Annotated in this window: 21 protein-coding genes and 1 tRNA gene; 13 read left to right on the top strand and 9 right to left on the bottom strand. The window is 71.5% G+C overall.

All coding sequences use genetic code 11. The annotated features are described in order from the left end of the window. Positions 1-103 precede the first annotated feature (103 nt). Positions 104-1,036: a LysR family transcriptional regulator gene (locus BJY14_RS16615; protein ID WP_218905423.1), complete on the top strand. Its 933-nt coding sequence runs from the start codon at positions 104-106 to the stop codon at positions 1,034-1,036. A gap of 355 nt (positions 1,037-1,391) precedes the next feature. Here BJY14_RS16615 and BJY14_RS16610 read toward each other — a convergent pair whose 3' ends face one another. Then, on the bottom strand, positions 1,392-2,144 hold the full coding sequence (locus BJY14_RS16610) for a DeoR/GlpR family DNA-binding transcription regulator (protein WP_179844439.1): 753 nt from the start codon (positions 2,142-2,144) through the stop codon (positions 1,392-1,394). Between the two features lie 281 nt (positions 2,145-2,425). On the opposite strand from BJY14_RS16610, the gene BJY14_RS16605 reads away from it, so the two are divergent. Together BJY14_RS16605 and BJY14_RS16600 are read left to right on the top strand one after the other, a co-directional pair. After that, complete coding sequence (locus BJY14_RS16605) at positions 2,426-3,550, top strand: glycoside hydrolase family 76 protein (RefSeq protein ID WP_179844438.1); 1,125 nt, start codon at positions 2,426-2,428, stop codon at positions 3,548-3,550. Between the two features lie 57 nt (positions 3,551-3,607). Next, positions 3,608-4,267, top strand: coding sequence for a site-specific integrase (locus BJY14_RS16600; RefSeq protein WP_179844437.1), 660 nt, complete (start codon positions 3,608-3,610; stop codon positions 4,265-4,267). 35 nt (positions 4,268-4,302) lie between these two features. On the opposite strand, the gene BJY14_RS16595 is transcribed toward BJY14_RS16600, so the two are convergent. From BJY14_RS16595 to BJY14_RS16585, 3 genes are all read right to left on the bottom strand, one after another. Further along, complete coding sequence (locus BJY14_RS16595) at positions 4,303-4,740, bottom strand: nuclear transport factor 2 family protein (RefSeq protein WP_149261698.1); 438 nt, start codon at positions 4,738-4,740, stop codon at positions 4,303-4,305. Between the two features lie 404 nt (positions 4,741-5,144). After that, positions 5,145-7,343: an MMPL family transporter gene (locus tag BJY14_RS16590; protein WP_179844436.1), complete on the bottom strand. Its 2,199-nt coding sequence runs from the start codon at positions 7,341-7,343 to the stop codon at positions 5,145-5,147. A 32-nt stretch (positions 7,344-7,375) separates the two neighbouring features. Continuing rightward, on the bottom strand, positions 7,376-8,002 hold the full coding sequence (locus tag BJY14_RS16585; protein ID WP_179844435.1) for a TetR/AcrR family transcriptional regulator: 627 nt from the start codon (positions 8,000-8,002) through the stop codon (positions 7,376-7,378). Between the two features lie 59 nt (positions 8,003-8,061). Here BJY14_RS16585 and BJY14_RS16580 point away from each other — a divergent pair, with 59 nt between their 5' ends. Continuing rightward, positions 8,062-8,826: a DUF4097 family beta strand repeat-containing protein gene (locus tag BJY14_RS16580; RefSeq protein ID WP_179844434.1), complete on the top strand. Its 765-nt coding sequence runs from the start codon at positions 8,062-8,064 to the stop codon at positions 8,824-8,826. Positions 8,827-9,428: 602 nt separating this feature from the next. On the opposite strand, the gene BJY14_RS16575 is transcribed toward BJY14_RS16580, so the two are convergent. Further along, positions 9,429-9,501 (bottom strand) — tRNA-Lys (locus BJY14_RS16575). 44 nt (positions 9,502-9,545) lie between these two features. Next, positions 9,546-10,832: a cytochrome P450 gene (locus BJY14_RS16570; RefSeq protein WP_179844433.1), complete on the bottom strand. Its 1,287-nt coding sequence runs from the start codon at positions 10,830-10,832 to the stop codon at positions 9,546-9,548. A gap of 24 nt (positions 10,833-10,856) precedes the next feature. On the opposite strand from BJY14_RS16570, the gene BJY14_RS16565 reads away from it, so the two are divergent. Next, positions 10,857-11,255 carry a PaaI family thioesterase gene (locus BJY14_RS16565; protein WP_179844432.1) on the top strand — a complete coding sequence of 133 codons (399 nt, stop codon included), beginning with the start codon at positions 10,857-10,859 and terminating at the stop codon, positions 11,253-11,255. Between the two features lies 1 nt (position 11,256). Next, a complete protein-coding gene (locus BJY14_RS16560; protein ID WP_179844431.1) occupies positions 11,257-11,943 on the top strand; it encodes a dienelactone hydrolase family protein in 687 nt (228 codons plus the stop codon). 149 nt (positions 11,944-12,092) lie between these two features. Here the strand turns inward: BJY14_RS16560 and BJY14_RS16555 are convergent, their stop codons facing one another. Continuing rightward, on the bottom strand, positions 12,093-12,623 hold the full coding sequence (locus tag BJY14_RS16555; protein ID WP_312879261.1) for a C40 family peptidase: 531 nt from the start codon (positions 12,621-12,623) through the stop codon (positions 12,093-12,095). A 627-nt stretch (positions 12,624-13,250) separates the two neighbouring features. Here BJY14_RS16555 and BJY14_RS16550 point away from each other — a divergent pair. Continuing rightward, positions 13,251-14,642 carry a glycoside hydrolase family 1 protein gene (locus tag BJY14_RS16550; RefSeq protein WP_179844430.1) on the top strand — a complete coding sequence of 464 codons (1,392 nt, stop codon included), beginning with the start codon at positions 13,251-13,253 and terminating at the stop codon, positions 14,640-14,642. Positions 14,643-14,661: 19 nt separating this feature from the next. Here the strand turns inward: BJY14_RS16550 and BJY14_RS16545 are convergent, their stop codons facing one another. Continuing rightward, positions 14,662-15,510, bottom strand: coding sequence for an SDR family oxidoreductase (locus tag BJY14_RS16545; protein ID WP_179844429.1), 849 nt, complete (start codon positions 15,508-15,510; stop codon positions 14,662-14,664). A 161-nt stretch (positions 15,511-15,671) separates the two neighbouring features. Here BJY14_RS16545 and BJY14_RS16540 point away from each other — a divergent pair, with 161 nt between their 5' ends. The 6 genes from BJY14_RS16540 to BJY14_RS16515 all read left to right on the top strand — a co-directional run bounded on the left by BJY14_RS16540 (position 15,672) and on the right by BJY14_RS16515 (position 23,642). Further along, the gene (locus tag BJY14_RS16540) at positions 15,672-16,445 is read left to right on the top strand and encodes an SDR family oxidoreductase (RefSeq protein ID WP_179844428.1); all 774 of its coding nucleotides are present in this window, start codon (positions 15,672-15,674) and stop codon (positions 16,443-16,445) included. A gap of 8 nt (positions 16,446-16,453) precedes the next feature. Further along, entirely contained in the window at positions 16,454-17,266 is an 813-nt protein-coding gene (locus tag BJY14_RS16535) for a crotonase/enoyl-CoA hydratase family protein (RefSeq protein ID WP_179844427.1), read from the top strand. Positions 17,267-17,380: 114 nt separating this feature from the next. Beyond that, on the top strand, positions 17,381-17,881 hold the full coding sequence (locus BJY14_RS16530) for a hypothetical protein (RefSeq protein ID WP_179844426.1): 501 nt from the start codon (positions 17,381-17,383) through the stop codon (positions 17,879-17,881). A 112-nt stretch (positions 17,882-17,993) separates the two neighbouring features. Then, positions 17,994-18,719: a L,D-transpeptidase family protein gene (locus BJY14_RS16525; protein ID WP_179844425.1), complete on the top strand. Its 726-nt coding sequence runs from the start codon at positions 17,994-17,996 to the stop codon at positions 18,717-18,719. 81 nt (positions 18,720-18,800) lie between these two features. After that, positions 18,801-21,602 (top strand): AAA family ATPase, encoded by a 2,802-nt coding sequence (locus BJY14_RS16520; RefSeq protein ID WP_179844424.1) that lies wholly within the window; start codon positions 18,801-18,803, stop codon positions 21,600-21,602. A gap of 222 nt (positions 21,603-21,824) precedes the next feature. Then, positions 21,825-23,642 carry a M4 family metallopeptidase gene (locus BJY14_RS16515; RefSeq protein ID WP_218905421.1) on the top strand — a complete coding sequence of 606 codons (1,818 nt, stop codon included), beginning with the start codon at positions 21,825-21,827 and terminating at the stop codon, positions 23,640-23,642. Positions 23,643-23,749: 107 nt separating this feature from the next. Here BJY14_RS16515 and BJY14_RS16510 read toward each other — a convergent pair whose 3' ends face one another. Continuing rightward, positions 23,750-24,238, bottom strand: coding sequence for an isochorismatase family protein (locus BJY14_RS16510; protein WP_179844423.1), 489 nt, complete (start codon positions 24,236-24,238; stop codon positions 23,750-23,752). Between the last annotated feature and the right edge of the window lie 15 nt (positions 24,239-24,253).

Raw genomic sequence — 24,253 nt, 5'->3', positions numbered from 1 at the left:
GGCCGCGCCGTTCTGGCCACACCACAACCATCGGGTGCGCAGGGATCGTCAACAACAGCCGATCGTGCAAGGATCGTTAACCTGGGGGTTGACGGCTGGGGGCATGGTGGAGCAGCGCGAGATCGAAATCTTCCTGACGGTCGGCGAGGAGCTGCACTTCGGCCGTAGCGCCGAGCGGCTGCGGGTCTCGGTCGCGATGGTCAGTAAGACGATCAAGAAGCTGGAGCGGGCGGTCGGTGCCGCGCTGTTCGACCGGACCAGCCGCCGGGTGGCGCTGACCCCGATCGGCCGGCGGCTCTACGACGACCTGCGGCCCGCCTATCAGCAGATCCTCGACGGCATCGAACGAGCGGTCGCCGCCGGCCGGGGCATCGACGGGCTCCTGCGCGTCGGCTTCATCGGCACCGCCACCGCCCAGTTCGTCCTCCACGTCGTGGAGTCCTTCCACGCCCGGCACCCGGCCTGCCAGGTGCGGATCGAGGAGACCCGGTACACCGACGGCTTCGCTCCGCTGCTCGGCGACGCCGTCGACCTCATGCTCACAGCGGCCCGGGCCCCGGGGCCCGACCTTCGCGAAGGCCCGATTCTCTTCCACGAGCCGCCGATGCTGGCCGTCTCGGCCAGGCATCCCTTTGCCCGCCGTTCCTCGGTCTCCATCGAGGACCTCTCTCGCGACAAGGTCCTGCGCCCGCGCGGCGTCCCCGCCGAACTGGACGCCCTCACCACCCCGACCACCACCCCCACGGGCAAGCCCATCGAGCGGGGCACGGAGTTCGGGACCGTCCAGGAACTGCTCGCCCTGGTCGGCGCAGGCCGCGGTATCTTTCCGGTCCCCACGCACGCGAGCCTGTACGACGGGCGCCCGGACGTCGCCTACGTACCCATACGCGACGGCCTTCCATTCGAATGGCGGCTGACCTGGCGCACGTCCGCGGAGACCAACCGCATCCGCGCCTTCTGCCAAGCCGCCTGCGACTTCGTCGCCGCCAACCCCAACCCGCTTCTAGGCCCGGTCGCGGGCTCTGCCACATCCTGAAGCGGCCGTTGCCTCACCGACCTCAAGCCCGATCGGCTCCTGCGCCGCTCGACGCCTGTTGATCTTTTGAGTCGAGATAGGGACTAAGTAGGGCGAACCGGGTGGCGGACAGGCCGGGCGCTCTCGTGTCTGCCCTGGTCGGGCTGGGTGGGTCGCGTGGGACTCGAACCCACAACCTACGGATTGATAGTTCAAAAACTGTCGTATCAGCGCGGCCTGCTCAGTGTGGGCCTGTGTCGATCCGTCCCCGTCGAGTTCGATATTGGTACCGCACGGTGCCGCCGCGTGCCGCTCCGGTTCGGAACCGCCGAGCCGACGGCGAGCCGACGCAGCGGTTCAGCGGACGCCGGGCACCTCACACCTCCAGCACCTGCACTCCGGCATCCGCGAGGGCCGCCCCCGTGTCCGGATCGACCGGAGCGTTCGTGATGACCACGTCCAGGTCGGTGGCATCGCAGACCTTCGCCATGCCGGTGCCCGGGAACTTGCCGGCGTCGGCGACGAGGACCACCTGCCCGCTGGCCGCGATCATGGCTCGTTTGACCGGCACCTCGACCACCGTCGTGTCCATGACGGTTCCGGTCGGCCGTATCCCGCTGGTGCCGAGGACGAGCCGGTCCGCGTGGATCTGCCGCAGGTTGTCCTCCGTCAGGTAGCCCACCAGTGACCGGTAGTCACGGCGCAGCATGCCGCCGAGAACGACGAGTTGGACGTGCTGGTCGTCGGCCAGCGTCTCGACCACCGGGAGGCTGCTGGTGACGACCGTCAGCGCCCGGCCCCGCAGGTGCCGCGCCACCATGTGCGCGGTCGTGCCGATGTCGAGCAGCACGGTCTCGCCATCCTGGATCAGCTCGGCGCAGCGCAGCGCGACGGCGTTCTTCTCGGCGGGCCGGACCTCGGCGACGTCCGTGAAGGGGTCGTCATGGCCCTCGACCGGCATCGCACCGCCGTGCACCCGTTTGAGCAGGCCCTCCTCGTCGAGCTTTTGCAGATCGCGGCGTATGGTGGCGAGGCTCGCCGCCAGGCGCTCGGCCAGCGTCTCCGCCGTCACCGGCCCTTCGGAGCGCAGGACGCGGAGGATCAGCTCATGGCGTCGGTCCCGGAGCATGCGTCGACCGTACTCGCGCAAGACCGATCACCACCAGACATTCTCCGTCACGCTCCTGCGCGCCGGCTCTCGTGGGCGCACGACCCGACACGCGCTCCCCACCTGCCCGCCGTCGCGGCGAACCGACCGACGCCTCCGACAATTTCAAGCAAAAACGCTCACACATGTGAACGATCCTGACGACTCTTGCGTGCCTCGTCCCGCCCGGGGCACAATTCAGCGCACTGCCCGCCCGGGCGGAGGCCATGGGCGGGACGCCTCGTTGCCATGGAGGGTGCGCGATGACCGGACTGAAGCGACGTACGGGGAAGGGTCTGGTCTCCCTCGTGACGGGCGCCGTGCTGGCGCTCGCCGTGGGCACGTCCGCCGCGAGCGCGGACGCGGGCGAGGACAGGACCGCGCGGGCCCGTGCCACATCGGCCGTCGACGCGATGATGGGGTTCTACGACCAGGCGAGCGGACGCTGGCAGCCCGAGAGCCCCTGGTGGCAGTCGGGCAACGCGCTCCAAGCGCTCCTCGACTACATGGCGCGGACCCGCTCGACCCGGTACATGCCCCAGGTGAAGAACACCATCGAGCTTCAGCGCAAGCCGCTGCCCTGGTGGCCGCAGGGCGACGGCGAGTTCCGCGCGGACTCCACCGACGACACCGGCTGGTGGGCGCTGGCGATGGTCCGCATGTACGACCTCACCCGCGACACCAGGTACCTGAAGATCGCCGAGACCGACGAGGCGTACATGCGCCAGTACTGGGACGACACCTGCGGCGGCGGCATCTGGTGGGACCTGCCCGGGAAGACCTACAAGAACGCCATCAGCAACGAGCTGTACCTCAAACTGGCCGCCTCCCTGCACAACCGGATCCCGGGCGACACCGAGTACCTCGCCCGCGCGCGCCAGACCTGGCGCTGGTTCGCCCGCAGCGGGATGATCAACGGATCCCACCTGGTCAACGACGGCCTGGCGACGCAGAGCGGAAACTGCGGCAACAACGGCGGCACCACCTGGACGTACAACCAGGGCGTGGTCCTGGGCGGCCTGACGGAGCTGCACCGCGCCACCGGCGACCCGTCCCTGCTCGCCACCGCCCGGCGGATCGCCGACGCCGTGACCACCGACCCGGGCCTGTCACCGCGCGGAATCCTCACCGAACCCTGCGAGGCCGCCGCCACGTGCAACTCCGACCAGGCGGCGTTCAAGGGCATCTTCGCGCGGAACCTCGCCGAACTCGACCGCGCGCTCCCCGGCCACCCGTACCGGAACTACCTGACGACCCAGGCCCGCTCCGCTTTCACCTACGGCCGGAACAATGCCGACCAGTACGGCCTGCGCTGGACGGGCCCGTTCGACCAGGCCGACATCGCCCGCCAGGAGTCCGCCGTAAGCCTGCTCACCGCCGTCCTCTGACCACTGAGCGAACGGACTCGCCCGCCCACGACGCCGCCGCCACATCCGCCACGCCACGTGAACACCGGCCGGCGGGAGATGTTCGCCGCGATCGTGCACGACCATCAAGCCGAGGGGCGGCGGATCCGGAAGGCGACGCTGAACCGGATCCGCTCGACACTACGCAGCGCACTGAACACCGCGCTGCGGGAGGGCCTCATCAGCGAGAACCCGGCGGCGCGGCGGCCGCGGGCGGTGGTGTGGACCGCCGCCCGAGTCGAGCCCTGGGAACGGACCGGAGAGCGTCCATCGGTGGCGGTGTGGACGGCCGAGCAGACCGCCGCGTTCCTGCACGCCACCCGCGACCACCGCCTGTACGCCGTCTACCGCCTGAACGCGCTGCGCGGTTTGCGGCGCGGTGAGACGGCCAGGCTGCGCTGGGTGGGTGTGGACGTGGAGCACGGCACCGCGACCATCTGCGAGCAACTACAGCGGCGGAACGGCCGTCTGACGGCGCGTCCGTCCAAGACCGCGCTCAGCGTCCGCGTCATCGCGCTGGCCCGGGCCATGATCGCCACGCTAGGTGCCCACCGGGACCGGCAGCAGGCCGAGCACCGGCTGCCGCCGGTGCGGCTGCGCGACCTGCGGCACGGCGCGGCAACGCTGGCGGCGGGGGTGGAGTTGAAGGCGGTGCAGGAGATGTGGGCCAGGTCGGCCTCAGACAGGCCTCTGGCGTGATCCTCAACGTCCGCCAGGACGACTGTCTACCCGTCTTACGGGGAGGTCAGGGTGGCCATTACGCGGTCCGGTTCCCAATGGGCGCGGAACGAAGTGATCAGGCCGTCGTCATCGACGGTGTAGACGGTCAGGCAGTCGATCGTCGTGGTGGTCCCGCCGTCCAGCGTCGCGGTGATGGTGACGACGTTGGCGCAGGCGGGGCCGTTGGCGAACGAGTCGCTCACCCGGAAGTGGAACTTGCGCACCCGGGCGATGTTCTCGTCCCAGAACCGCTCGATCCCGTCCGGCCCCCGGTGCCCCTTGCCCTCGGGATCGAGCATCGAGGGGCCGACGGGATCCTCGATGACGGCGTCCGGGCCGAACAGCGCGAGCCACTCCTGCTTGCGCCCGCCCGCGGCCGCGGCCATCGCCGCGCGTACCGCCCGGCGCGCGGGGTGGTCTCCGTCCGGCGCGTCCCAAGTGACTGTGCCCATGGCAGAAACTGTAACGTGTTCTCATATTTGCAGCACTGTGCCCCCGCGCCGCCCACCCCGCCCCACAGAGCCAGCAATGCTGCGGCGGCCCTCGGAGGCGAACCGTAAGGCGTTCAGGGGTGTTCGTAGCCCCATTCCTTGCCAGCGTGCGGCTTCGTCCGCCGTCGTCGGCGAGTTCCGCGCCGGTGCGGATGAGCGGGCTGCCACGCACGAGTGATTTCAGGCCAAGGCCCGCCTCAGTTCGGAACCGCCTGGGCATGTTGTCGGGCGGCAGGTCGCGCGACACAGCGAGCGGGGCGTGACCGCTGCCCTCACCCGCGAGGCCACACCCACCTGGCGCCGGACCTGACCTGGAACTCGGTCCAGAGACGGCAAGGTGCGGACGGGAGTGAACCGAACAGGTGTCAGTTGGAGGGAGCTGCCGGTTCTGTGGCGAGTTCGGGGTCTTGAGTGTGCGGGGTAGGAGGCCGTTGAAGGCCGGTGCCTTCGATGTCGACGTCGGGCAGGAGGCGGTTCAGCCATCTGGGCAGCCACCAGGCGGCGTGGCCGGTGAGGGCGAGGATGGCGGGGACGAGGGTCATCCGTACCAGGAAGGCGTCGGTCAGGATGCCGGCGGCCAGGCCGAGGGCGATGGGTTTGAGGGTGAGGTCGTCGGTGGTGACGAACCCGGCGAAGACGGCGAACATGATGAGTGCGGCGGCGGTGATGACCCGGGTGGCGTGCTTGGATCCGGCCGGCACGGCTTCGCGCGGACGGCCGGTGTGGACGTACTCCTCGCGAATTCGCGAGACGAGGAAGACCTGGTAGTCCATCGCCAGGCCGAACAGCACGGCGATCACCACGATCGGCATGAAGCTGAAGACCGGTCCGGTGGTGGCGACGCCGAACAGATCGGCGAGCCAGCCCCATTGGAAGACCGCGACGACCGACCCGAACGCGGCACCAGCCGACAGCAGGAACCCGGCCGCAGCCTTGACCGGGACGAGGAGCGAGCGGAAGACCAGTAGCAACAGCAGCAGCGAGAGCCCGACCACGACGGCGGTGAAGGGCGCCAGTGAGCCGCGCAGTCGGTCGGAGACGTCGATGGCGGCGGGGGTGGAGCCGGTGACCAGGACCTGTGCGCCTGCGGCGGTGCCGAGTGCGGGGGTGCGGGCGCGGATGTCGCGGACGAGCCGCTGGGTGGCCTGGGTGCGCGGGCCTTGGGAGGGAACGAGGTTGAGGACCGCAGTGCGCCCATCGGTGCCGGGCTCGGCGTCGCTGACCGAGATCACGCCGGGCAGGTCGAGCCCTTCGGCGATCTGGGCGGCGGCCCGTACCGGGTCGCCGCCGCGGCGGGTGTGGACCAGCACCAGCAGCCGGCCGTTGTTGCCGGGGCCGAAGGCGGTGGAGATCAGGTCGTAGGCCTTGCGCTGGGTGGAGGCGGGGTCGGCGGTGCCGTTGTCGGGCATCGCCAGCTCCAGCTTGAGCGCCGGGAGCGCCATCGCCCCCAGGGCCAGCAGCACGGTCGGGATGGTGAGCAGTGGACGGCGGGTGACCAGGCGGGCCCAGCGCAGCCCGCCCGCCCCGGCGCGTTCGGACCGGGCGGCGCGGGAGCCCGGCCGGGGGCGCAGGCGGTCGCCGGCCAGGCCGAGCAGGGCGGGCAGCAGGGTGATGGCGGCTGCCACCGCCATCAGTACGGTCAGCGCGGCGGCCAGGCCCATGACGGTCAGGAACGGGATGCCGACCACGCTCAGACCGGCCAGCGCGATGATCACCGTCAGGCCGGCGAAGACGACGGCGCCGCCCGCGGTCGCCACGGAACGCGCCGCCGATTCTTCGGCGGCCATCCCGTCGGCGAGTTGGGCGCGGTGCCGGGAGCCGATGAACAGCGCGTAGTCGATGCCGACGGCCAGGCCGACCATCAGCGCCAGGCTTGGGGCGGTGTCGGAGATGGTGGCGAGGTTGGAGGCCAGCAGCAGTCCCAGCAGCCCGATCACCAGCCCGGTGATCGCGGTGACCAGGGTCAGTCCGGCGGCCAGCAGCGACCCGAAGGTGACCACCAGCACGATCACGGCGACGGCGACGCCGATGACCTCGCCGATGCCCGCGTGCATGCCGGCGGTGCTGTAGACCGACCCGCCGACCTCGGCGCGCATACCGTTCGCGCGGGCCGCGGCGGCGATGTCCTCCAGCGCGGTGACGCTTGCGTCGTCCAGGACGTCCCGCTTGATCGGGTACAGCACCTGGGCGAGCGCGGTGCGGCGGTCGGCCGAGATGGTCCCGGTCTCGAACGGGTCGGTGGCCTCGGCGACCTGCGGCGCCGTGCCCGCCTGCCGGACCGCGTCGCCGATGCGGGCCCGGTGGGCCGGGTCGTCGACGGTGGTGCCTGGCGGGGCGGCGAACACCAGCTGCGCGGTGACGCCGGTCGCCTCGGGGAGGGAACGTTCCAGCAGGTCGATGCCCTGCTGGGATTGCGAGCCGGGGATGGTGGCCTCGCTGTCCAGATGCGAGCCGAATGCGGCGAAACCGCCCCCGGCCAGCACCAGCAGGACCAGCCAGCCTGCCAGAAACCGCAGGCGGTGGCGGAACGCGGTCCGCCCGAGCCGATAGAGCAGGGTCGCCAACGAAGGTCCTCTCAGAGATGTGTACCAGTGCGTCAGGTGCGGCTGGTCGGGAGCAGCAGCGCGGTCAGCACGGCGCTGAACGCCTGCTCGATGACATCGGCGGTGACGGCCTCGGGGTCGGCGAGGTGCTCGTTGACCAGACCGTTGGTGAGGCAGTGCAGGATCAGCCCGGCCAGCTCCGGCGGGACGGCCGGGCCGGTGCCGGTGCGATCGGACACCTCGGCGACGGCCCGGGCGGCGGTGTCGCGCTGCGCGCGGCGCATCGGGGCCAGCACGGCCCGGGTCTTCTCGTCGCGGGCGGCGCGGGCGGCGAACTCCAGACCGAGCTGGCCGTGCCCGGTGTCGGTGACGATTCGGGCGGTGATCAGTGCGGCGACCCGCTCGATCAACGCGCCCGTCTCGCCGCCGCCGTCGATCTCGGCGGTCACCGTGGCCCGCTCGTCCTCGGCGCCCTGGCTGAGGACGGCGCCGAACAGTTCCTGCTTTCCGCCGAAGTTGGAGTAGACGGCGCCCTTGGTGAAGCCGGCGGCGTGGGCGATGTCCTCGATCCGGGCGTCGTCGTAGCCGCGTTCGGTGAACACTCGCACCGCCTCGGCCAGCAGCCGCCGCCGGACCTCCTCGCGTGGGACCCGCCTCGCGGGCCCTCGGTTGTCGGTCATGGCCGGACCGTAGCATACTTTAGGTATTCAATACTTTCGGTATCGACTGTGGAGATCCGTTGACCACCTCATTCCGTCGCGTCCTCCCACCGGCCGCGGGAGCGCTGCTCCTGCTCGCGGCCCTCACCGGCTGCGGCGCCTCGGCCGACGGCGCCCGACCGGAAAGGCGCTCCTTCGGCCCGGTCGGCGACCGCCTCACGATCGTCAAGGACTCGGGCGACCTGGACATCCGGCCCGCCGACGTGGACAAGGTCCAGATCACCCGCCGGTTCGACCGATGGGCGCTCATCGGCGGCGACCCGTCCGCGACCTGGAAGCTCACCGGCGACCGGCTCACCCTGGCCACCGACTGCGGTGCCCTGATCGGCGGCTGCGCGGTGCGCTACCAGGTCCTCGTCCCCCGCAGCCTCGCTCTGAACATCGAGGGCGACAACGGAACGATCTCGGCCACCGGCCTCAGCACCGCGCTCGGCATCCGCACCACCAACGGCGCGATCGCGGTCACCGCCGCCACCGGCCCGCTCGTCCTGCGCACCGAAAGCGGCGAACTGCGCTCCTCCGCCACCCGATCAGAGCACGTCTCCGCCTCCTCACAGAACGGAAACGTCGCCCTTTCCTTCGCCGCCGCGCCACGGCAGGTGGCGGTGAAGACCGAGAACGGCGAGGTGGACATCACGGTCCCGCGCACCTCCTACAAGGTCACGACCTCCACAGACGGCGGCGACGTCCACACCGACCTTCCCAACGACGCCGTCGCCCCACGCTCGATCACCGCCCGCACCGACAGCGGAGCGATCACTCTGAAAACGGCAGCAAGCCGTTGACCCTCGTCCTGGACACCGTGCGTCGGGGACGGGGGGAATACGCGACATCAGGGAACCATCCCCGCGTGCGCGGGGCCGAGACCAGCATCGGCAACCCGGGGAGCCCGATCCGGGAACCATCCCCGCGTGCGCGGGGCCGAGACTTGCTGGCCTGCGACGCTGTCAGTGAGGGCGTCGGATTTCATTCGGTTGGTTCGTGGTCATGGCCATGGCTGCCGATGGAAAGTCTTGCTTGGTGTGGCAGCCGAGCGTCTTCGGAGGCCGTGTCGGGTTGTTGGCTTAGCGCGTATGAGTCGAGGGCGGGAGAGGCATGCCGTCGCCCGCGTCGTGTTCTGGACTGTGCCGTGCTCTCCATGACTCACTTATGGGAAGCCCCTGCAAAGCTGTGTTGCTGACTGCGCCGGTGGTCATGGCCGTCGATCCTGTGGGCGGTATGACCGGCTTGAGTGTGTGAGGGCTGCCGGGCCTTGAGGCGCGACCAGGGAGGAGGTGGGCCCGGATCGGGCCGCCGAGCCGCCCTGGAGCCGACATGGGGACGAAGGGGGGGCAAACGCGGCGGCGGACAAGCCTGGCATTCTCGCGTTTGCCCTGGTCAAGCTGGGTGGGTCGCGTGGGACTCGAACCCACAACCTACGGATTAAAAGTCCGGAGCTCTGCCAATTGAGCTAGCGACCCGTCTTGGCAAGGGTACCGAGATCGACGGGGGGTTCGCGACGGGGTTAGGGGGTGGGGGTCAGGTGGACGGGGAGGTGCTTCAGGCCGTTCTGGAAGTTGGAGGCCAGGCGGACGGGGGTGCCGGTGAGGGTGACGTTGTGGGGGAGGAGTTCGCGGAAGACGGCGCGCATCTGGGTGCGGGCCAGGTGGGCGCCCAGGCAGAAGTGGGGGCCGAAGCCGAAGCTGACGTGGTCGTTGGGGGTGCGGGCGATGTCGAAGCGGTCGGGGGAGGGGAAGACGGTCTCGTCGCGGTTGGCGGAGGCGTGGTAGACGACGACCTTGTCGCCGGCGTCGATGTTCTGGCCGCCGAGTTCGAGCGGTGCGGTGGCGGTGCGGCGGAAGTCCATGACGGGGGGCCAGAAGCGGAGCATCTCCTCGACCGCGGACGGCAGGAGGGACGGGTCCGCGCGGAGGCGGGCGAGTTCGGCGGGGTGGTCGAGGAGGGTGAGCAGGCCGCCGGGGATGCCGTTGCGGAGGGTCTCGTTCCCGGCGACGGCGAAGAGGAAGAACATGTTCTCGAACTCGTGGGTGGTGAGCCCGCCTTCGAGCATGCGGGACATGATGTCGCCGGACGGGTGGGAGCGCTTCTCGGCGGCGAGCGCGTGCGCGTAGGAGAACATGTCGGCGAGGGCCGGGTAGGAGCGCGGGTTGACGGGGCGGCCGTCGGGGCGCAGCGTCTCGGACGGGCGGTGCTTCATCGCCTCGCGGGCCATGGGGCTCATCGAGGCGGCGTCGGCGGTGGAGAGGCCGGCGTAGTCGGGGTCCTGGTAGCCGATGACGCGGGACGCCCAGTCGTAGAGGAGGCGGCGGTCGGACTCGGGGACGCCCATGATGTGGGCCAGCGTCCAGACGGGGAGGTCCGCGGCGAGCTCGACGAAGTCGGCGTCCTCGCCGAGGGCGGAGGACACGAGGGTCCGCGCCCGCTCGTTGATCGTGTCCTCCAGGGCGCGGACGGCGCGGGGGGTGAACGCGGCGGCGACGATGCGGCGGAGGCGGGAGTGGTCCGGCGGGTCCTGGTTCAGCATCATCGCGCGGACGAAGGCGAGGTCCTCGGGCGTGTCGGGGTCGCGGATCTGGGTGGCGCCGAGGTTCGAGGAGAACAGGTCCGGGGAGCGCAGGACGTGCTTGACGTCGGCGTGCCGGAAGACCGCCCAGAAGCCGGGGCCCGCGGGCCAGGGGCCGACGGCCGGTTCGCCGACCCAGGCGACCGGTGACGCGGCGCGGAGCTCGGCGAACGTCGCGTAGGGGACGCCGGCGGCGTAGGTGGCGGGCAGGAAGATCTCCTCGTGCATGCCCTCAGCGTGCATCATGACGGGGTGACGTTGAAGCCTGAAGAGATCCTCCGTGACAACTTCGCCCCCTGGGTTCTCGATCTGGGTCTCGTGCCCGAGGAGGTCGGGGACGGGAGGGCGGTGCTGCGGCTGCCCTGGTCCGACCGGCTCGCCCGGGAGGGCGGCGCGCTGTCGGGGCAGGCGCTGATGGCGGCGGCCGACACGGCGGTGGTGCTGGCGGTGTCGGGGGCCAAAGGGTCGTTCGTGCCGATGACGACGGTGCAGCTCAGCACGACGTTCCAGCGGCCCGTGACGGGACGGGACGTGCTCGTGGACGCGGAGCTGTCGAAGCTGGGCCGGACGATGGCGTTCGCGGAGATCGACATGACCGCGGACGGGAGGACCGTCGCGCATGCCAGCGCGGTTTACGCCATCATCGGCTGACATGACGCGTACAGAGAAGGTCGTCGTTCCGGACGGCGAGTTCGACCTGACGGTGTGGGGGACGCGCGGTCCGGGGATCCTGCTCCTCCAGGAGATCTTCGGGGTCGGCGACTACATGGAGGCGGTCGCCGAGGACCTGGTCGCGCTGGGGTTCGTCGTGGCGGCGCCCGACATGTTCTGGCGGATCGAGCCGAACTGGTCGACCGCGCACAACGAGGAGGCTCTGCCCAAGGGGATGTCGATGGCCTCCCAGTTCGACTGGGAGAAGGGCGTGGGGGACGCCGTGGCGGCGCTGGGGGTTCTCAAGGGGCTGCCAGAGGTGGGCAGGGTGGGCGTCTTGGGGTTCTGCTTCGGCGGGACGCTCGCGTACCTGGTGGCCGCCAACGCTCAGGTCGATTCGCTCGTCTCGTTCTACGGGTCCGGTGTGCCGGACATGCTGGACAAGCTCGATGCCATCGAGGCGCCCACGCAGTTCCACTTCGGCGGCGACGACGCGTACATCGCCCGTGAGGACGTCGCCAAAGTGGAACGTGCGGTCGGGCAGAGGGAACGCATGGAAATCCACGTCCAGGAGGACGGCGGCCATGCGTTCCACAACCGCAAGGCGCCGATGTTCTACCAGCCGGAGCCTGCCGCGCGCGCTTGGCGGCTCACCGAGGAGTTCCTGCGGCGGACCCTGCCGGCTTAGTGCCTGTCTCGAAGTGGCCTCGGCCACGCGCGCGAACGCGTGAGCTGGCCGGTGGAGTGAGGCCGTAGGCGAGCGGAGTGGGCCGGGACTTCACAACACAGCAGGCCCCGCGCCGGGCGGGCGGCGCGGGGCCTGGCGTGCGTCCGGGGTCAGGTACCGGGGCGGACGGCGCCGTGGAAGTTGCGCTTGTAGTAGCCGTTCAGCTTGATCTTCTTGACGCGCTTGCCGGAGCTCGGCGCGTGGATCATGTAGCCGTGGCCGGCGTAGACGCCCATGTGGGTCCTGCCGCCGTAGAAGAACAGCAGGTCGCCCTTGACGGCGCCCTTCCAGGAGACCTTCTTGTGGACCGCCTTGTAGATCTGCTGGGTGGTCCGGGGGAGCTTCACCCCGGCCTTTCGCCAGGATCCGCCGGCCAGCCCGGAGCAGTCCCAGGAGCCGGGGCCCGTCCCGCCGTAGCGGTAGGGGTCGCCGATCTGCTTGGCCGCGTACTTCACGGCGTAGTCGGCGCGCTTCCTCTGCTTCGCGATCCGGGCCTGCTTGGCGGTGAGGGTCTTGGTGGTGACCGTCGCGGTCGGTGCGGCGGCGAGGGTCGTCCGCTGCGGCGCCGCGGCCTGCACAGGCCCTGCCGCCAGGACGGACGCGCCGAGCGCGGTGGTCGTGGTGAGCACGAGCCCGCCCACGGTGAATCCGGCCTTCAGGGGGTTTCGAGGGGTATGCAGAATGTCTCCAGACCTCGCGGTTGATGCCTACCGGGCAGCCGTCACCCGCCGGATTTCTTCGGAGGGTTCGAGATGCCGCAGCCGATTTCGCAGCGTCATTGAGGGGAGACGCAGAGAAATGGCGGCTGCTTCCGGTTCCGTGCCTCTCGTCTGCACGGATTCGGCGTCCGACGACGGTTTCCGGGCGGGGTCCCTGGAGGGGACGACCTGGGGGTCCGTGCCTGGCCTCCGGTGAGAGGCCGGGCGCGCCGCCGCCGCGCGTCGGTGTGCGTGTTCTGTTGTCCGGGCGGCTCGGGCGCCGCATGAACCGGGCAGGAAGCTAGCCAGCGGCGAACGGCGCTGGCAAATCACCCGCCATTTCTCCACGGTGCCGGCGGTCCGTTTGAGACGCTGGTCCAGCGCTCTGCCAGCACTGATCAGCAACCCCTTTCGTCATTTGTGAAGTGAGTCACAAGCGCCGGAAAAGCATGATCAATTTATTGGTCTGTGATGCGCCGCACAGTCGGGGGCGGGCCGGGGGTTGCCGGATCTGGCCGTGTCCGGCCATTGACGGGGGCCCGCGCGACCCCTGTAGTGCGAAGGAGATTCATGTCCGTCTCCGGAGGGAGTCCCGTGTTCGGCAGGCCCCGCAGAGCACGCCCCGTCCACCTCCTGTCGGCCCTCGCCCTGGCGGCCGCCCTCGGCCTGACCGCGGCGACGCCCGCCACCGCGGCCGCGCCCCCCGCCAGGCCCGCCACCGCCAAGTTCCCGCCCGGATTCCTCTGGGGCGTCGCCACGTCCGGCTTCCAGAGCGAAGGCTCCTTCCCCGACAGCAACTGGACGAGGTACGCCGACCGCAAGGCCACCGGCGTCACCGACCCGTACGGGAACTCCGTTGACTTCCGGCACCGCTACCCGAGCGATCTGAAGCTCGCCAGGGGGCTCGGCGCGAACGTGTTCCGGACGTCCGTCGAGTGGTCCCGCATCGAGCCGCGCCGCGGCCACCGCGACCCGAAGGCGATCGCCTACTACGACGACCTCGTCCGCCGGATCAAGGCGACCGGGATGCGTCCGATGCTGACGCTCGACCACTGGGTGTATCCGGGCTGGGTGGCCGACCAGGGTGCCTGGGACAACCCCCGCACGCAGGACGACTGGCTGCGCAACGCCCGCTTCGTCGTGGACAGGTACAAGCGGCAGGGCGTCGTCTGGATCACGTTCAACGAGGCCAGCGCCTACATCTACAAGGAGTTGACGGCCCGCCCGATGGACCTCGGGCAGATGATGACGATGCGCGACGCGCTGGTCAGGACGCACCGCGCCGCCTATGACATGATCCACGCGGTGGACCCGGGCGCCCCTGTGTCCAGCAACGTCGCCTACGGGTCGCCCGTCAACGGCATCTTCGACGCGGCCCTGTTCAACGAGGTCACCGACAAGCTCGACTTCATCGGCATCGACTACTACTACGGTGCGAACCTGCAGAACGTGACCGCGGCCTACGCGCTCATGGGCGAGTTCTGGAGAATCGACCCCGAGCCCGAGGGCCTGTACTACGTCCTCAGGAACTACCAGCGCCGGCTGCCGAACCTGCCCATCTACATCGTCGAGAACGGCATGTCCACGGACAACGGCAAGCCGCGACAGGACGGCTACACACGCTCCGACCATCTGCGCGACCACATCTACTGGATCCAGCGCGCGATGGCCGACGGCGTGAAGATGATGGGCTACAACTACTGGAGCCTCACCGACAACTACGAGTGGGGCAGCTACCGGCCGCGGTTCGGCCTCTACACGGTGGACGCGCTGACCGACCCGTCCCTGGCGCGCCGTCCGACCGACGCCGTTCCCACCTACCGGTCGATCATCGCGAACCGGGGCGTTCCCGCCGGTTACGTGCCGGTGCGCAAGCCCGGCTGGTGCTCGATCGAGGACCCCGTCGCCACCTGCCTCGGGACGACGCCCACCCCGCCCGCCGCCTACCGCCGCGCCGGGTGAGGAGCCGGGCGCGACTCCGTCAGCCCGGGTGGATCTCACCGCCGGCGGGCACCAGGGTCTGACCGGTGTAGTAGGACGACTGGCGGTCGGAGGCGAAGAACACGTAGGACGGCGCGATCTCGTCGGGGTCGGCGGCGCGTCCCATGGGCGCCTGCTTCCCGAAGTCCTCGACCTTCTCCTCGTCGAACGTGGCGGGGATGAGCGGGGTCCAGACCGGGCCGGGCGCGACGCAGTTGACGCGGATCTCGCGGTCCATGAGGTTCTGGGCGAGGCAGGTGGTCAGCGTCATCGCCGCCGCCTTGCTGGCGGAGTAGTCGATGAGCGTCTTGTTGCCGCGCAGCCCGTTGATGGACCCGGTGATGATGACGGACGACCCGGGCCCCATGTGGTCGAGGGCCTCCTGGACGGTCCAGAACAGCGAGAACACGTTCACCTCGAACGTCCGCCGCAGCTGGGCGTCGTCGATCTCGCGGACGTCCTTCACCGGCGTCTGGGTGCCGTGGTGCAGGACGAGCAGGTCGAGGCCGCCGAGGTCGCGGACGGTGTGCGTGACGATCTCGCGGGCGTGCCGCTCCTCGGCCAGGTCGCCGCCGAAGGTCACGCAGCGCCGCCCGGCGGCCTCGACGAGGCCCGCGGTGTGCCGGGCGTCGTCATCCTCCTCCAGGTAGGTGATCGCGACGTCCGCGCCCTCCTTGGCGAACGCGACTGCCGTCGCGCGCCCGATGCCGGAGTCCCCGCCGGTGATCAGCGCGCGGCGCCCGTCCAGCAGGCCGCTTCCGGTGTAGCCGCGCATCTCGTCGCGCGGTTCGGGCGTCATGTCCCCGGTCCGCCCGGGGTAGGACTGGCTCTGTGCGGGACGCTCGCTCATGGGGTTCGGGTGCCCTTGCCACGAAGCAGCAAACGTTCCCTATTGTGACTCCGGAGTAACATCGCGCCTCCGCAATCCGCAGGGGTGTGAGCAGAGCGCGCGACGGCGTCTGGATAGCATCACCCCGAACCACATTCGGTCCCTCACGTAAGGTGTCGCTTATGGACCTGAACGGAGTTTCCGCCGTCGTATCCGGTGGCGCGAGCGGCCTCGGTGAGGCCACCGTCCGCGCGCTGGCCGCCGAAGGCGCCAAGGTGGTCATCGCCGACCTGAACGAGGACAGGGGCAAGGCCCTCGCCGACGAGATCGGCGGCGTCTTCGTCAAGACGGACGTGTCGAACGAGGAGCAGGTGCAGGCCGCGGTGCAGGCCGCCGTCGACTCCGGCGCCCCGCTGCGCGTCATCGTCAACAGCGCCGGCATCGGCTGGGCGTCGCGGACCGTGGGCCGCGACGGCAGCCCGCACGACCTGGCCTCCTACGAGACCGTCATCCGGATCAACCTGATCGGCACCTTCAACCTGATGCGGATCGGCGCCGCGGCCATCTCCAAGACCGAGCCCGCCGACGAGGACGGGCTGCGCGGTGTGGTGATCAACACCGCGTCCATCGCCGGCATCGAGGGACAGACCGGGCAGATCGCGTACTCCGCGTCCAAGGGCGGCATCATCGGCATGACGCTCCCCGCCGCCCGCGACCTCGCCGCGATCGGCGTCCGGGTCAACACCATCTGCCCCGGCATCATCGACACCCCGATCTACGGCGCGGGCGAGGCCGCCGAGGCGTTCAAGGCCAAGCTCGCCGCCCCCGTCCCGTTCCCGAAGCGGATGGGCAAGGCGTCGGAGTTCGCCCACCTGGTCAAGTCCCTGATCGAGAACGACTACATGAACGGCGAGACGATCCGCTTCGACGGCGGTATCCGCTTCCAGCCGAAGTGAGGCCCTGAATGACCGACGCTGTATCGCCCGAGGGGGGACGACCCCCCACGCCCCCCGGCAACGACGCTGTCCTTACCGAAGAAGACGGCGCAGTCCTCGTCATCACCATCAACCGCCCGGAGGCCCGCAACGCGGTCAACGGCGAGGTGGCGAAGGGGATCGCGGCGGCGCTCGACGAGCTCGACTCCCGCAAGGACCTGTCCATCGGCATCCTCACCGGCGCCGGCGGGACGTTCTGCGCCGGCATGGACCTCAAGGGCTTCCTGACGGGCGACAACCCGACCGTCGAGGGACGCGGGTTCGCCGGCATCACCGAGCGCCCGTCGGCCAAGCCCCTGATCGCCGCCATCGAGGGCTACGCCCTGGCCGGCGGCTGCGAGGTGGCGCTGTCCTGCGACATGGTCGTGGCGGCGCGGGACGCCCGGTTCGGGCTGCCCGAGCCGAAGCGCGGGCTGGTCGCCGCGGGCGGCGGGCTGCTGCGGCTGCCGCAGCGCATCCCGTTCCACATCGCCATGGAGATCGCCCTGACCGGCGACAAGTACCCGGCGGAGCGGATGGCCGAGCTCGGGTTCGTCAACCGGCTCGCCGAGCCCGGCGGCGCGCTCGCCGCGGCCAAGGAGCTGGCGCTGAAGGTCGCCGAGAACGCCCCGCTGGCGCTGGCGGCGACCAAGAAGGTCATCGTCGAGTCCGCGGACTGGACGTCCGACGAGGCGTGGAAGAAGCAGCAGGACATCACCCTGCCGGTCTTCATGTCCAAGGACGCCCAGGAGGGCCCGGCGGCCTTCGCCGAGAAGCGCAAGCCGAACTGGAGGGGCGAGTAGCCCTCCGGCGACACGTCGGCACGCAGAACGCCCGGAACCGCTCGGTTCCGGGCGTTCTGCGGTCGCGGCTCGGACGGCTGGACCACCCGGTCCGCGCTGTCAGAATCGTTGATCATGCAGCTCGACAGTCAGAACGCCGTCGTCCCTCTCCTGCGGGCCACCCTCCGGCAGGACCCGGGGGCCGCGCCAGAAGGCCCTGCATCGGCCGACCAGATCATCGCGGCCATCCGGTCCGGCCCGGAGGGCGAGGAAGGGCTCGGAAGGCTCGCCGTCGGCACCGCGGTCGCCGCGGGGATCGTGACCGAGGAGTGGGCGTCCGCGCGCGGCCGCTCCGTGGACGACTTCCTCAAGCTCCTCCCGAGGCACGCGCCGCCCGGCGCCGAGCACGTCCCTGAGGTCGTCCAGGCCCTCTTCGACCCCGGCCCGCGTCCCTTCTTCGTCGTGATGGGGGACCTCGTCCGCGAGGGCCGCGTCGGCTTCCACGAGCTGATCCTCACTCTCGCCGAGTACGCGGCCGGCCTGATGACCGACCTGGAGAGGGACGGGGTCCGCACCGCCGACGAGTGCCTGGCCGAGGTCGAGGCCGCCCTGAGCGACTGGGCCGCACGCGACTGAGCCGGGGCGGTTCGCGACCGCCCCGAGCGGCGGGGGGTGAGGCGAACCCGGGCCGGGTAGAGATCGGGACGCGATCATCGGCATGCCCGTTCGGAGAACAGGGAGCTGCGTCATGCGTTCGGGGTTCATGCGGGTCACGGTCCTCTCCACCGTCGCGATGCTGGTCGCGGCGGGTGTTCATGCCCCGCAGGCCCTCGCGCGGGAGAAGGCGGAGGATCCCTGCCAGGCGCTCAGCCAGGGGAAGACGCGTTACGGGGCGGGCGCGGCGCGGCACGTGGTGTTCGCGGTGGCGGCCCAATACGGGACGACCGAGGTGGTCGTCACCGAATGCGTCCGGACGGGGCGCACGTGGAAAGCGCTCCTGACCGCGCCGGGGCATGTGGGACGGAACGGCTACGCCGAACCGGGGGCCAAGCGGGAGGGGGACGGCAGGTCGCCGACCGGCTCCTACACCCTGACCGAGGCGTTCGGCGAGGCGGACCCCGGTACCCGCCTCCCCTACCGCAGGCTGCGGGAGAGCGGCGACTGCTGGGGGTCGACGATCGGCGACCGGCGGTACAACCGCTACTACCGGGGCGCGTGCCTGCCCGCCGACGAGGACCTCTCGCGGATCATGGCGAGCGGGCCCTACCGGCAGGCCGTGGTGATCAACTACAACCGGCCTCCGGACTCGCCCGTCGTCCAGGGGAACGGGTCGGCGATCTTCATGCACGTCGGCGCGGGGCAGACCGCGGGGTGCGTGTCGATGGCGCGGCCCGTCCTGGAGTCCGTGATGCGGACGCTGCGCCCGCACGATCGGATCATGATGGGGACGAGCCGGGCCCTGTTCCGCGCCTGAACGGAGCGCGGGCGTTGTGACGGGATCGTCCGCTGGCTATCGTCGGGGGCGGCGTCCGAGTCCTCCTGAGGGGAGCGAGTCATGGACGTCCTCGCCGCACCGCCGGTGGTCCGCCCCGGAGCACCGCCCGAGCTGGCAGGGCGATCCGCACTGCTCGCGTCCGTGGAGTCCCGTATCGGGCGGAACGGCAGCGTGGTGCTGACCGGGCCGAGCGGTATCGGGAAGACGGCGCTGCTCGAAGCCGTCGGCGCCGCGGCCGCGGGACGCGGGGAGCTCGTGCTGCGGGTCGCGGGCACCGAGACCGAGCGGTGGGTGCCGTGCTCGGGGCTCGCCGAACTGCTCGACCAGCTGCCGGGCGCGCTGACCGCCGAGCTGCCGCGCGAGCGGCTGTCCGGGCTGCCGGAGCCGCATCCGGCGGCGTCGTCCGACCATGTCGCGTGCCGGCTGGCGTTCCGGGGCCTGCTCGCCCGGTGCGCCGAGGAGCGGCCGGTGCTGCTGCTCGTCGACGACGCCCAATGGCTGGACGCCGAGTCCGTGCACGCCGTCCGCTACACGGTCGGCAGGCTCGGCCCGCGCGGGGTGCGCGCCGTCGTGGCCGGGCGCTGGCCGGACGGCTTCGCCGCGGGCGACACCTGGACGCCCGCGCCGGACGCCGCGCACCTCCCCGTCCCGCCGCTGGAGCCGGACGAGCTGGCCGAGATGTTCGACGGCTACGGGCTCCCGGTGCGGGTGGTGAACACCCTGCACGCCGACTCCGGCGGCAACCCGTACCTCGCGCTGGCGCTCGGCGGCGCGTTCACCGGGCGCGTCCCGCGGCACTGGCGGCCCGCTCCGCTGCCGCAGCGCGTGCGGGCCGTGATCGCCGAGCGGCTGGCGCGGCTGCCCGAGGGGACCCGCGAGACGCTGCTGACGGCGGCGCTGGCGATCCGGCCGACGGCCGACCTGCTGCGCCGGGCCGGCCGCGCCGAGGCCGCGCGCGACATCGGGCACGCCGCCGGGCTGGGGCTGCTGATCGCCGAGGGCGGCGGGATCCGGTTCACCCCGCCCGCGGTCGGCACCGTCCTCGCCGAGTCCGCCGACGCCCCGCACCTGGCGCGGGTCCACCGGGCCCTCGCCGAGGCGGTGCCGGACGCGGCGGGACGGGCCCGGCACCGCGCCCTCGCCGACCCGGGTCCGAACGCCGAGCTCGCGCACTCGCTGGTCACCGCCGCCGAGCAGGCCGTCCGGCAGGGCTCGCACCGGATGGCCGCCGAGCTGTACCTGCTGGCCGCGGACCGCTCGCCCGCCGAGCCCGCGGCCGAGCGGACGGAGTGGCTGGTGGCGGCCGCGGAGACGGGGGCGAGCGGCGGCCTGCCCGACCTCGCGCACCGCGCCGCCGACGCCGTCCTGGCCGCCGACGCCACCCGCGCGCAGCGGGTGCGGGTCAGGCTCGCGCTGCTGGACCTGTCCGGGCAGGGCCTCACCGAGATGGGCGAGCTGTTCGCCGCGGCGCTGGTGGACGCGGAGGGCGACCCGGCCCTGCTCGGGCAGGTGCGGCTGCGGATGGCGCTCGGCACCCTCGTGACCGGCGCGCCCGGACGCGCGGAGCAGGAGGTCGACGCCGCGCTGGTGCACGCGTGCGACACCGGCGACACCGACCTGGAGGCGCGGGCGCTCGCCGTCCGGGCGAACATCGCGCTGATCGAGGGACGCGGCGACTACGCGGGCGACCTGGAACGGGCGCGGCGGCTTCCGGAGCCCGCACTGGACGGGCGGCTGCACATGACGCCCCGGTACCTGGCGGCGTACTGCGCCATCTTCGAGGACCGCCTCACCGAGGCCCGCGCGGAGCTGCTGCGGCTGCTGGCGCTGGTGGAGCGCGGCTCCGGCGAGGAGGTCGTGCACGTCCTGCGGAACCTGTCGGAGGTGTCGGCGCGGACGGGCCGGTGCCGGGAGGCGCTCGACTTCGCGGACCGCGCGATGCGGGTCACCGAGCAGGCGGCGCTCAGCCCCGGCCCGGCCTGGTACCACGGCGCTCTGGCGGAGCTGGCGGGCGGCGGGATCGACCGGGCGGTCGCCCTCGCCGAGCGCGGAGTGCGGGCGTCCGAGCAGGAGAACGACGTCATCTTCCAGAGCCGCCTGCTGCACGTGCTGGGCGTGGCCCAGATGCGGAGCGGGGACGTCCGGACGGGCGTGGACACCCTGCGGCGCATCGAAGCGCTCGGCCAGGACCGCTGGCTGCCGTCGCCGATGGTGCTGCCCTGGCAGTGCGACCTCGCGGAGGGGCTCGCCGTCCTCGGCGACACCGGGCGGGCCGCGGAGCTGATCCGGACGACCCGCGCGGCCGTCGGGTACCGCGGCGCGGGCGTCACCGGGCGGCTGGACCGGGCGGAGGCCGCGGTGCTCGCCGCGCGCGGCGAGCCCGACGCGGCGGTCGCGCTGCTCAGCGAGGCCGCGGCGCTGTTCGCGCGGCTCGGGCAGCCGCTGGAGGCGGGGCGCTGCCTGCTCGACCAGGCCCGCGTCGAGCGGCGCCGGCGGCGCGGCGCGCCCGCCCGGCGGGCGGCCGAGGACGCCCTGGAGATCTTCTCGCGGTGCGAGGCGCGGCCCTGGATCGAGCAGGCGCGGCACCGGCTGTCGCGCCTGGAGACGGGCCTGCGGGACGGCCCCGCCGCGCCCGGTTCCGTCGCGCGGGCGTCGCTGACGGAGGGGGAGCGGCGGATCGCCGTCCTCGTCGGCCAGGGCGCCACCAACCAGCAGGTGGCCAACCGGCTGTACCTGAGTGTGAAGACCGTCGAGGCGTCCCTCACCCGCGTCTACCGCAAGCTCGGCATCCGTTCCCGGGCGCAGCTCGGGTCGCTGCTGGGCGGCGGGCCCGCCGGTCCCGGGGCGTCGCCGCCGCACTAGGGAACCCTCGTCCACCCCCTGGCCGTGTAGGGGTTTCCCTTGCCGTCCGGGCCGCCTCCCTACACCTGAGGTGCAGGGGGAACTTTCCGGTGACATGCCGGATATGCCGTGTCATCGTTCCCGAGGCAACCCCCCACTCCGGAGTTCCGCGGCCCCACCGGGCCACCGGAGCGCTCCCCATCGGGCGTCCCCCGGGACGGCCGGCAGACAAGGAGTACCCCCGTGAGATCCACGACCCCCGGACGCGCCCACAGGCGCGTCGCCCTGAGCACCACCCTGGTCACCGTCGCGGCCATGGCGGTGCTGAGCCTGCCGATGGGCCCGGCGTCGGCCGCACCCCCGCCGGCGCCGAAGGGCCACCCCGGCCAGATGCCGGCGAAGGTGAGCGCGCAGGAGTACAGGACGCTCGTAGGCCAGGCCAAGGCGCGGCAGGACGCGACCAGGACCGAGCTGAAGCTCGGCGAGAAGGTCGGCCTGAAGGTGAAGACCGTCGTCAAGGACCAGGACGGCACCACCCACACGCACTACGAGAGCACCTACGACGGACTGCCCGTCCTCGGCGGCGACCTCATCGTGCACCGGTCCAAGTCCGGATCGATCGAGCGGGTCTCCCAGGCGCTCACCAAGCCGCTCCAGGTGGAGACCGCGCCGAAGACCCTGGTGCCAACCAAGCCGAACACGCCGAAGGCCGAGGGCAGCGTCGCCCCGCGCAAGGTCGTGTGGGTGGGCGAAGATGGCGAGCCCGTCCTCGCCTGGGAGACCGTGGTCGGCGGGACGCAGAAGGACGGCACGCCCAACCGGCTGCACGTCCTCACCGACGCCGTCTCCGGCAAGAGGATCACCGAGTGGCAGGGCGTGCAGACCGGCACCGGCAGGAGCCAGTACTCCGGCACGGTCCAGTTGGGCACCAGCTCGTCCGGCGGCAGCTACGTCCTGCGCGACACCGGCCGCGGCAACCACGACACGACCAACCTGAACCGCGCCACCTCGGGCCGAGGCACGCTGTTCTCCGACGCCGACGACACCTGGGGCGACGGCACGGCGAGCAACAGCCAGACCGCCGCGGTCGACGCCGCCTACGGCGCCGGGGAGACCTGGGACTTCTACAAGACCGTCTTCGGCCGGTCGGGGATCCGCGGCGACGGCGTCGGCGCGTACTCACGCGTCCACTACGGCACCAGCTACGTCAACGCGTTCTGGGACGACAGCTGCTTCTGCATGACCTACGGCGACGGCCAGGGCAACAGCAAGCCCCTGACCGAGCTGGACGTCGCGGGCCACGAGATGACGCACGGCGTCACGTCCAACACGGCCGGCCTGGTCTACCAGGGCGAGTCCGGCGGCCTGAACGAGGCGACGTCGGACATCATGGCCAGCGCCATGGAGTTCTGGGCGAACAACTCCAGCGACGTCGGCGACTACCTCATCGGCGAGAAGATCAACCTTCGCGGCGACGGCGCGCCGCTGCGGTACATGGACCGTCCCAGCAAGGACGGCTCCTCGCTGGACAGCTGGTCGCCGAACGCCGGGAACGTGGACGTCCACTACTCCTCGGGCATCGCGAACCACTTCTTCTACCTGCTGTCGGAGGGCAGCGGCACGAAGGTGATCAACGGCACCACGTACAACTCGCCGACCTCCGACGGCAAGCCCGTCACCGGCATCGGCCGGGAGAAGGCCGCGGCGATCTGGTACAAGGCGCTCACCGAGGAGATGCGCCCGACCACCAACTACGCCGACGCCCGCCGCTCCACCCTCGCGGCCGCGTCGAAGCTGTACGGGCAGTCCAGCGCCGAGTACGCCGCGACCGCGAACGCGTGGGCCGGCGTCAACGTCGGCAGCCGCGTCAGCGACCCGGGCCCCGGCGACCCCGGCCCCGGTGACCCGGGCGACCCGAGCGGCAGCTGGGCCGCGGGCACCGCCTACAACGCCGGCGACGTGGTGACCTACGACGGCGCGAGCTACCGCTGCCTCCAGGCCCACACCGCCCAGCCCGGCTGGACCCCGCCCAACGTCCCCGCCCTCTGGGAACGGGTCTGACCGACCCCGCGCGCCGCGGTGCTCCCCCCAAGCACCGCGGCGCCGCGCCGTGGTCTGCGCCGCGCTCTACCTCGCGCCGCGCCATGACTTGCGCCGGGTTGTGGGGGTCAGAGGTAGGCGGTGGTGTTCTTGACGGTGCCGAACCTTGGGAAGGTGCGCCGTACGGCGAAGTCGTGTTCCTCGGCGGTGCGGTCGGACATCGCGTCCGCGACGAACTCCAGGTCGTAGCCGTGGTCGCTCGCGACCCGCGCGGTCGACTCCACGCCCATGCTGGTGACGAGCCCGCCGAAGACGAGCGTCCGCACTCCCCGCTCCCGCAGGCGTTCGTCGAGGTCGGTTTCGTGGAACGCGCCGATCGTCCGCTTCACGACGACGACGTCGCCGGGCTCCTCGAGTCCGGGCGCCAGCTCGCTGCCCGCCGGCTGCTCGGCGATGTTCGGACGCTCGACGCGCACGAGCACGACCGGCCGCCCCTGCGCGCGGAACGCGCCCGCGAGCGCGCGGCAGCGGTCGAGCACGTCCTCTCCGGAGTGGGGGGCGAGCGGCAGCGCCACGATGCGCGGCATGAGGTCGATGAGGACGAGCCCGGAAGACATGAAGATCATTTTAGG

This window comes from Actinomadura luteofluorescens (genome assembly GCF_013409365.1).
Classification (GTDB): Bacteria; Actinomycetota; Actinomycetes; order Streptosporangiales; family Streptosporangiaceae; genus Spirillospora; species Spirillospora luteofluorescens.
The sequence above is the reverse complement of the archived record's forward strand: the minus strand, read 5'-3'. Positions and strand labels throughout refer to the sequence as shown.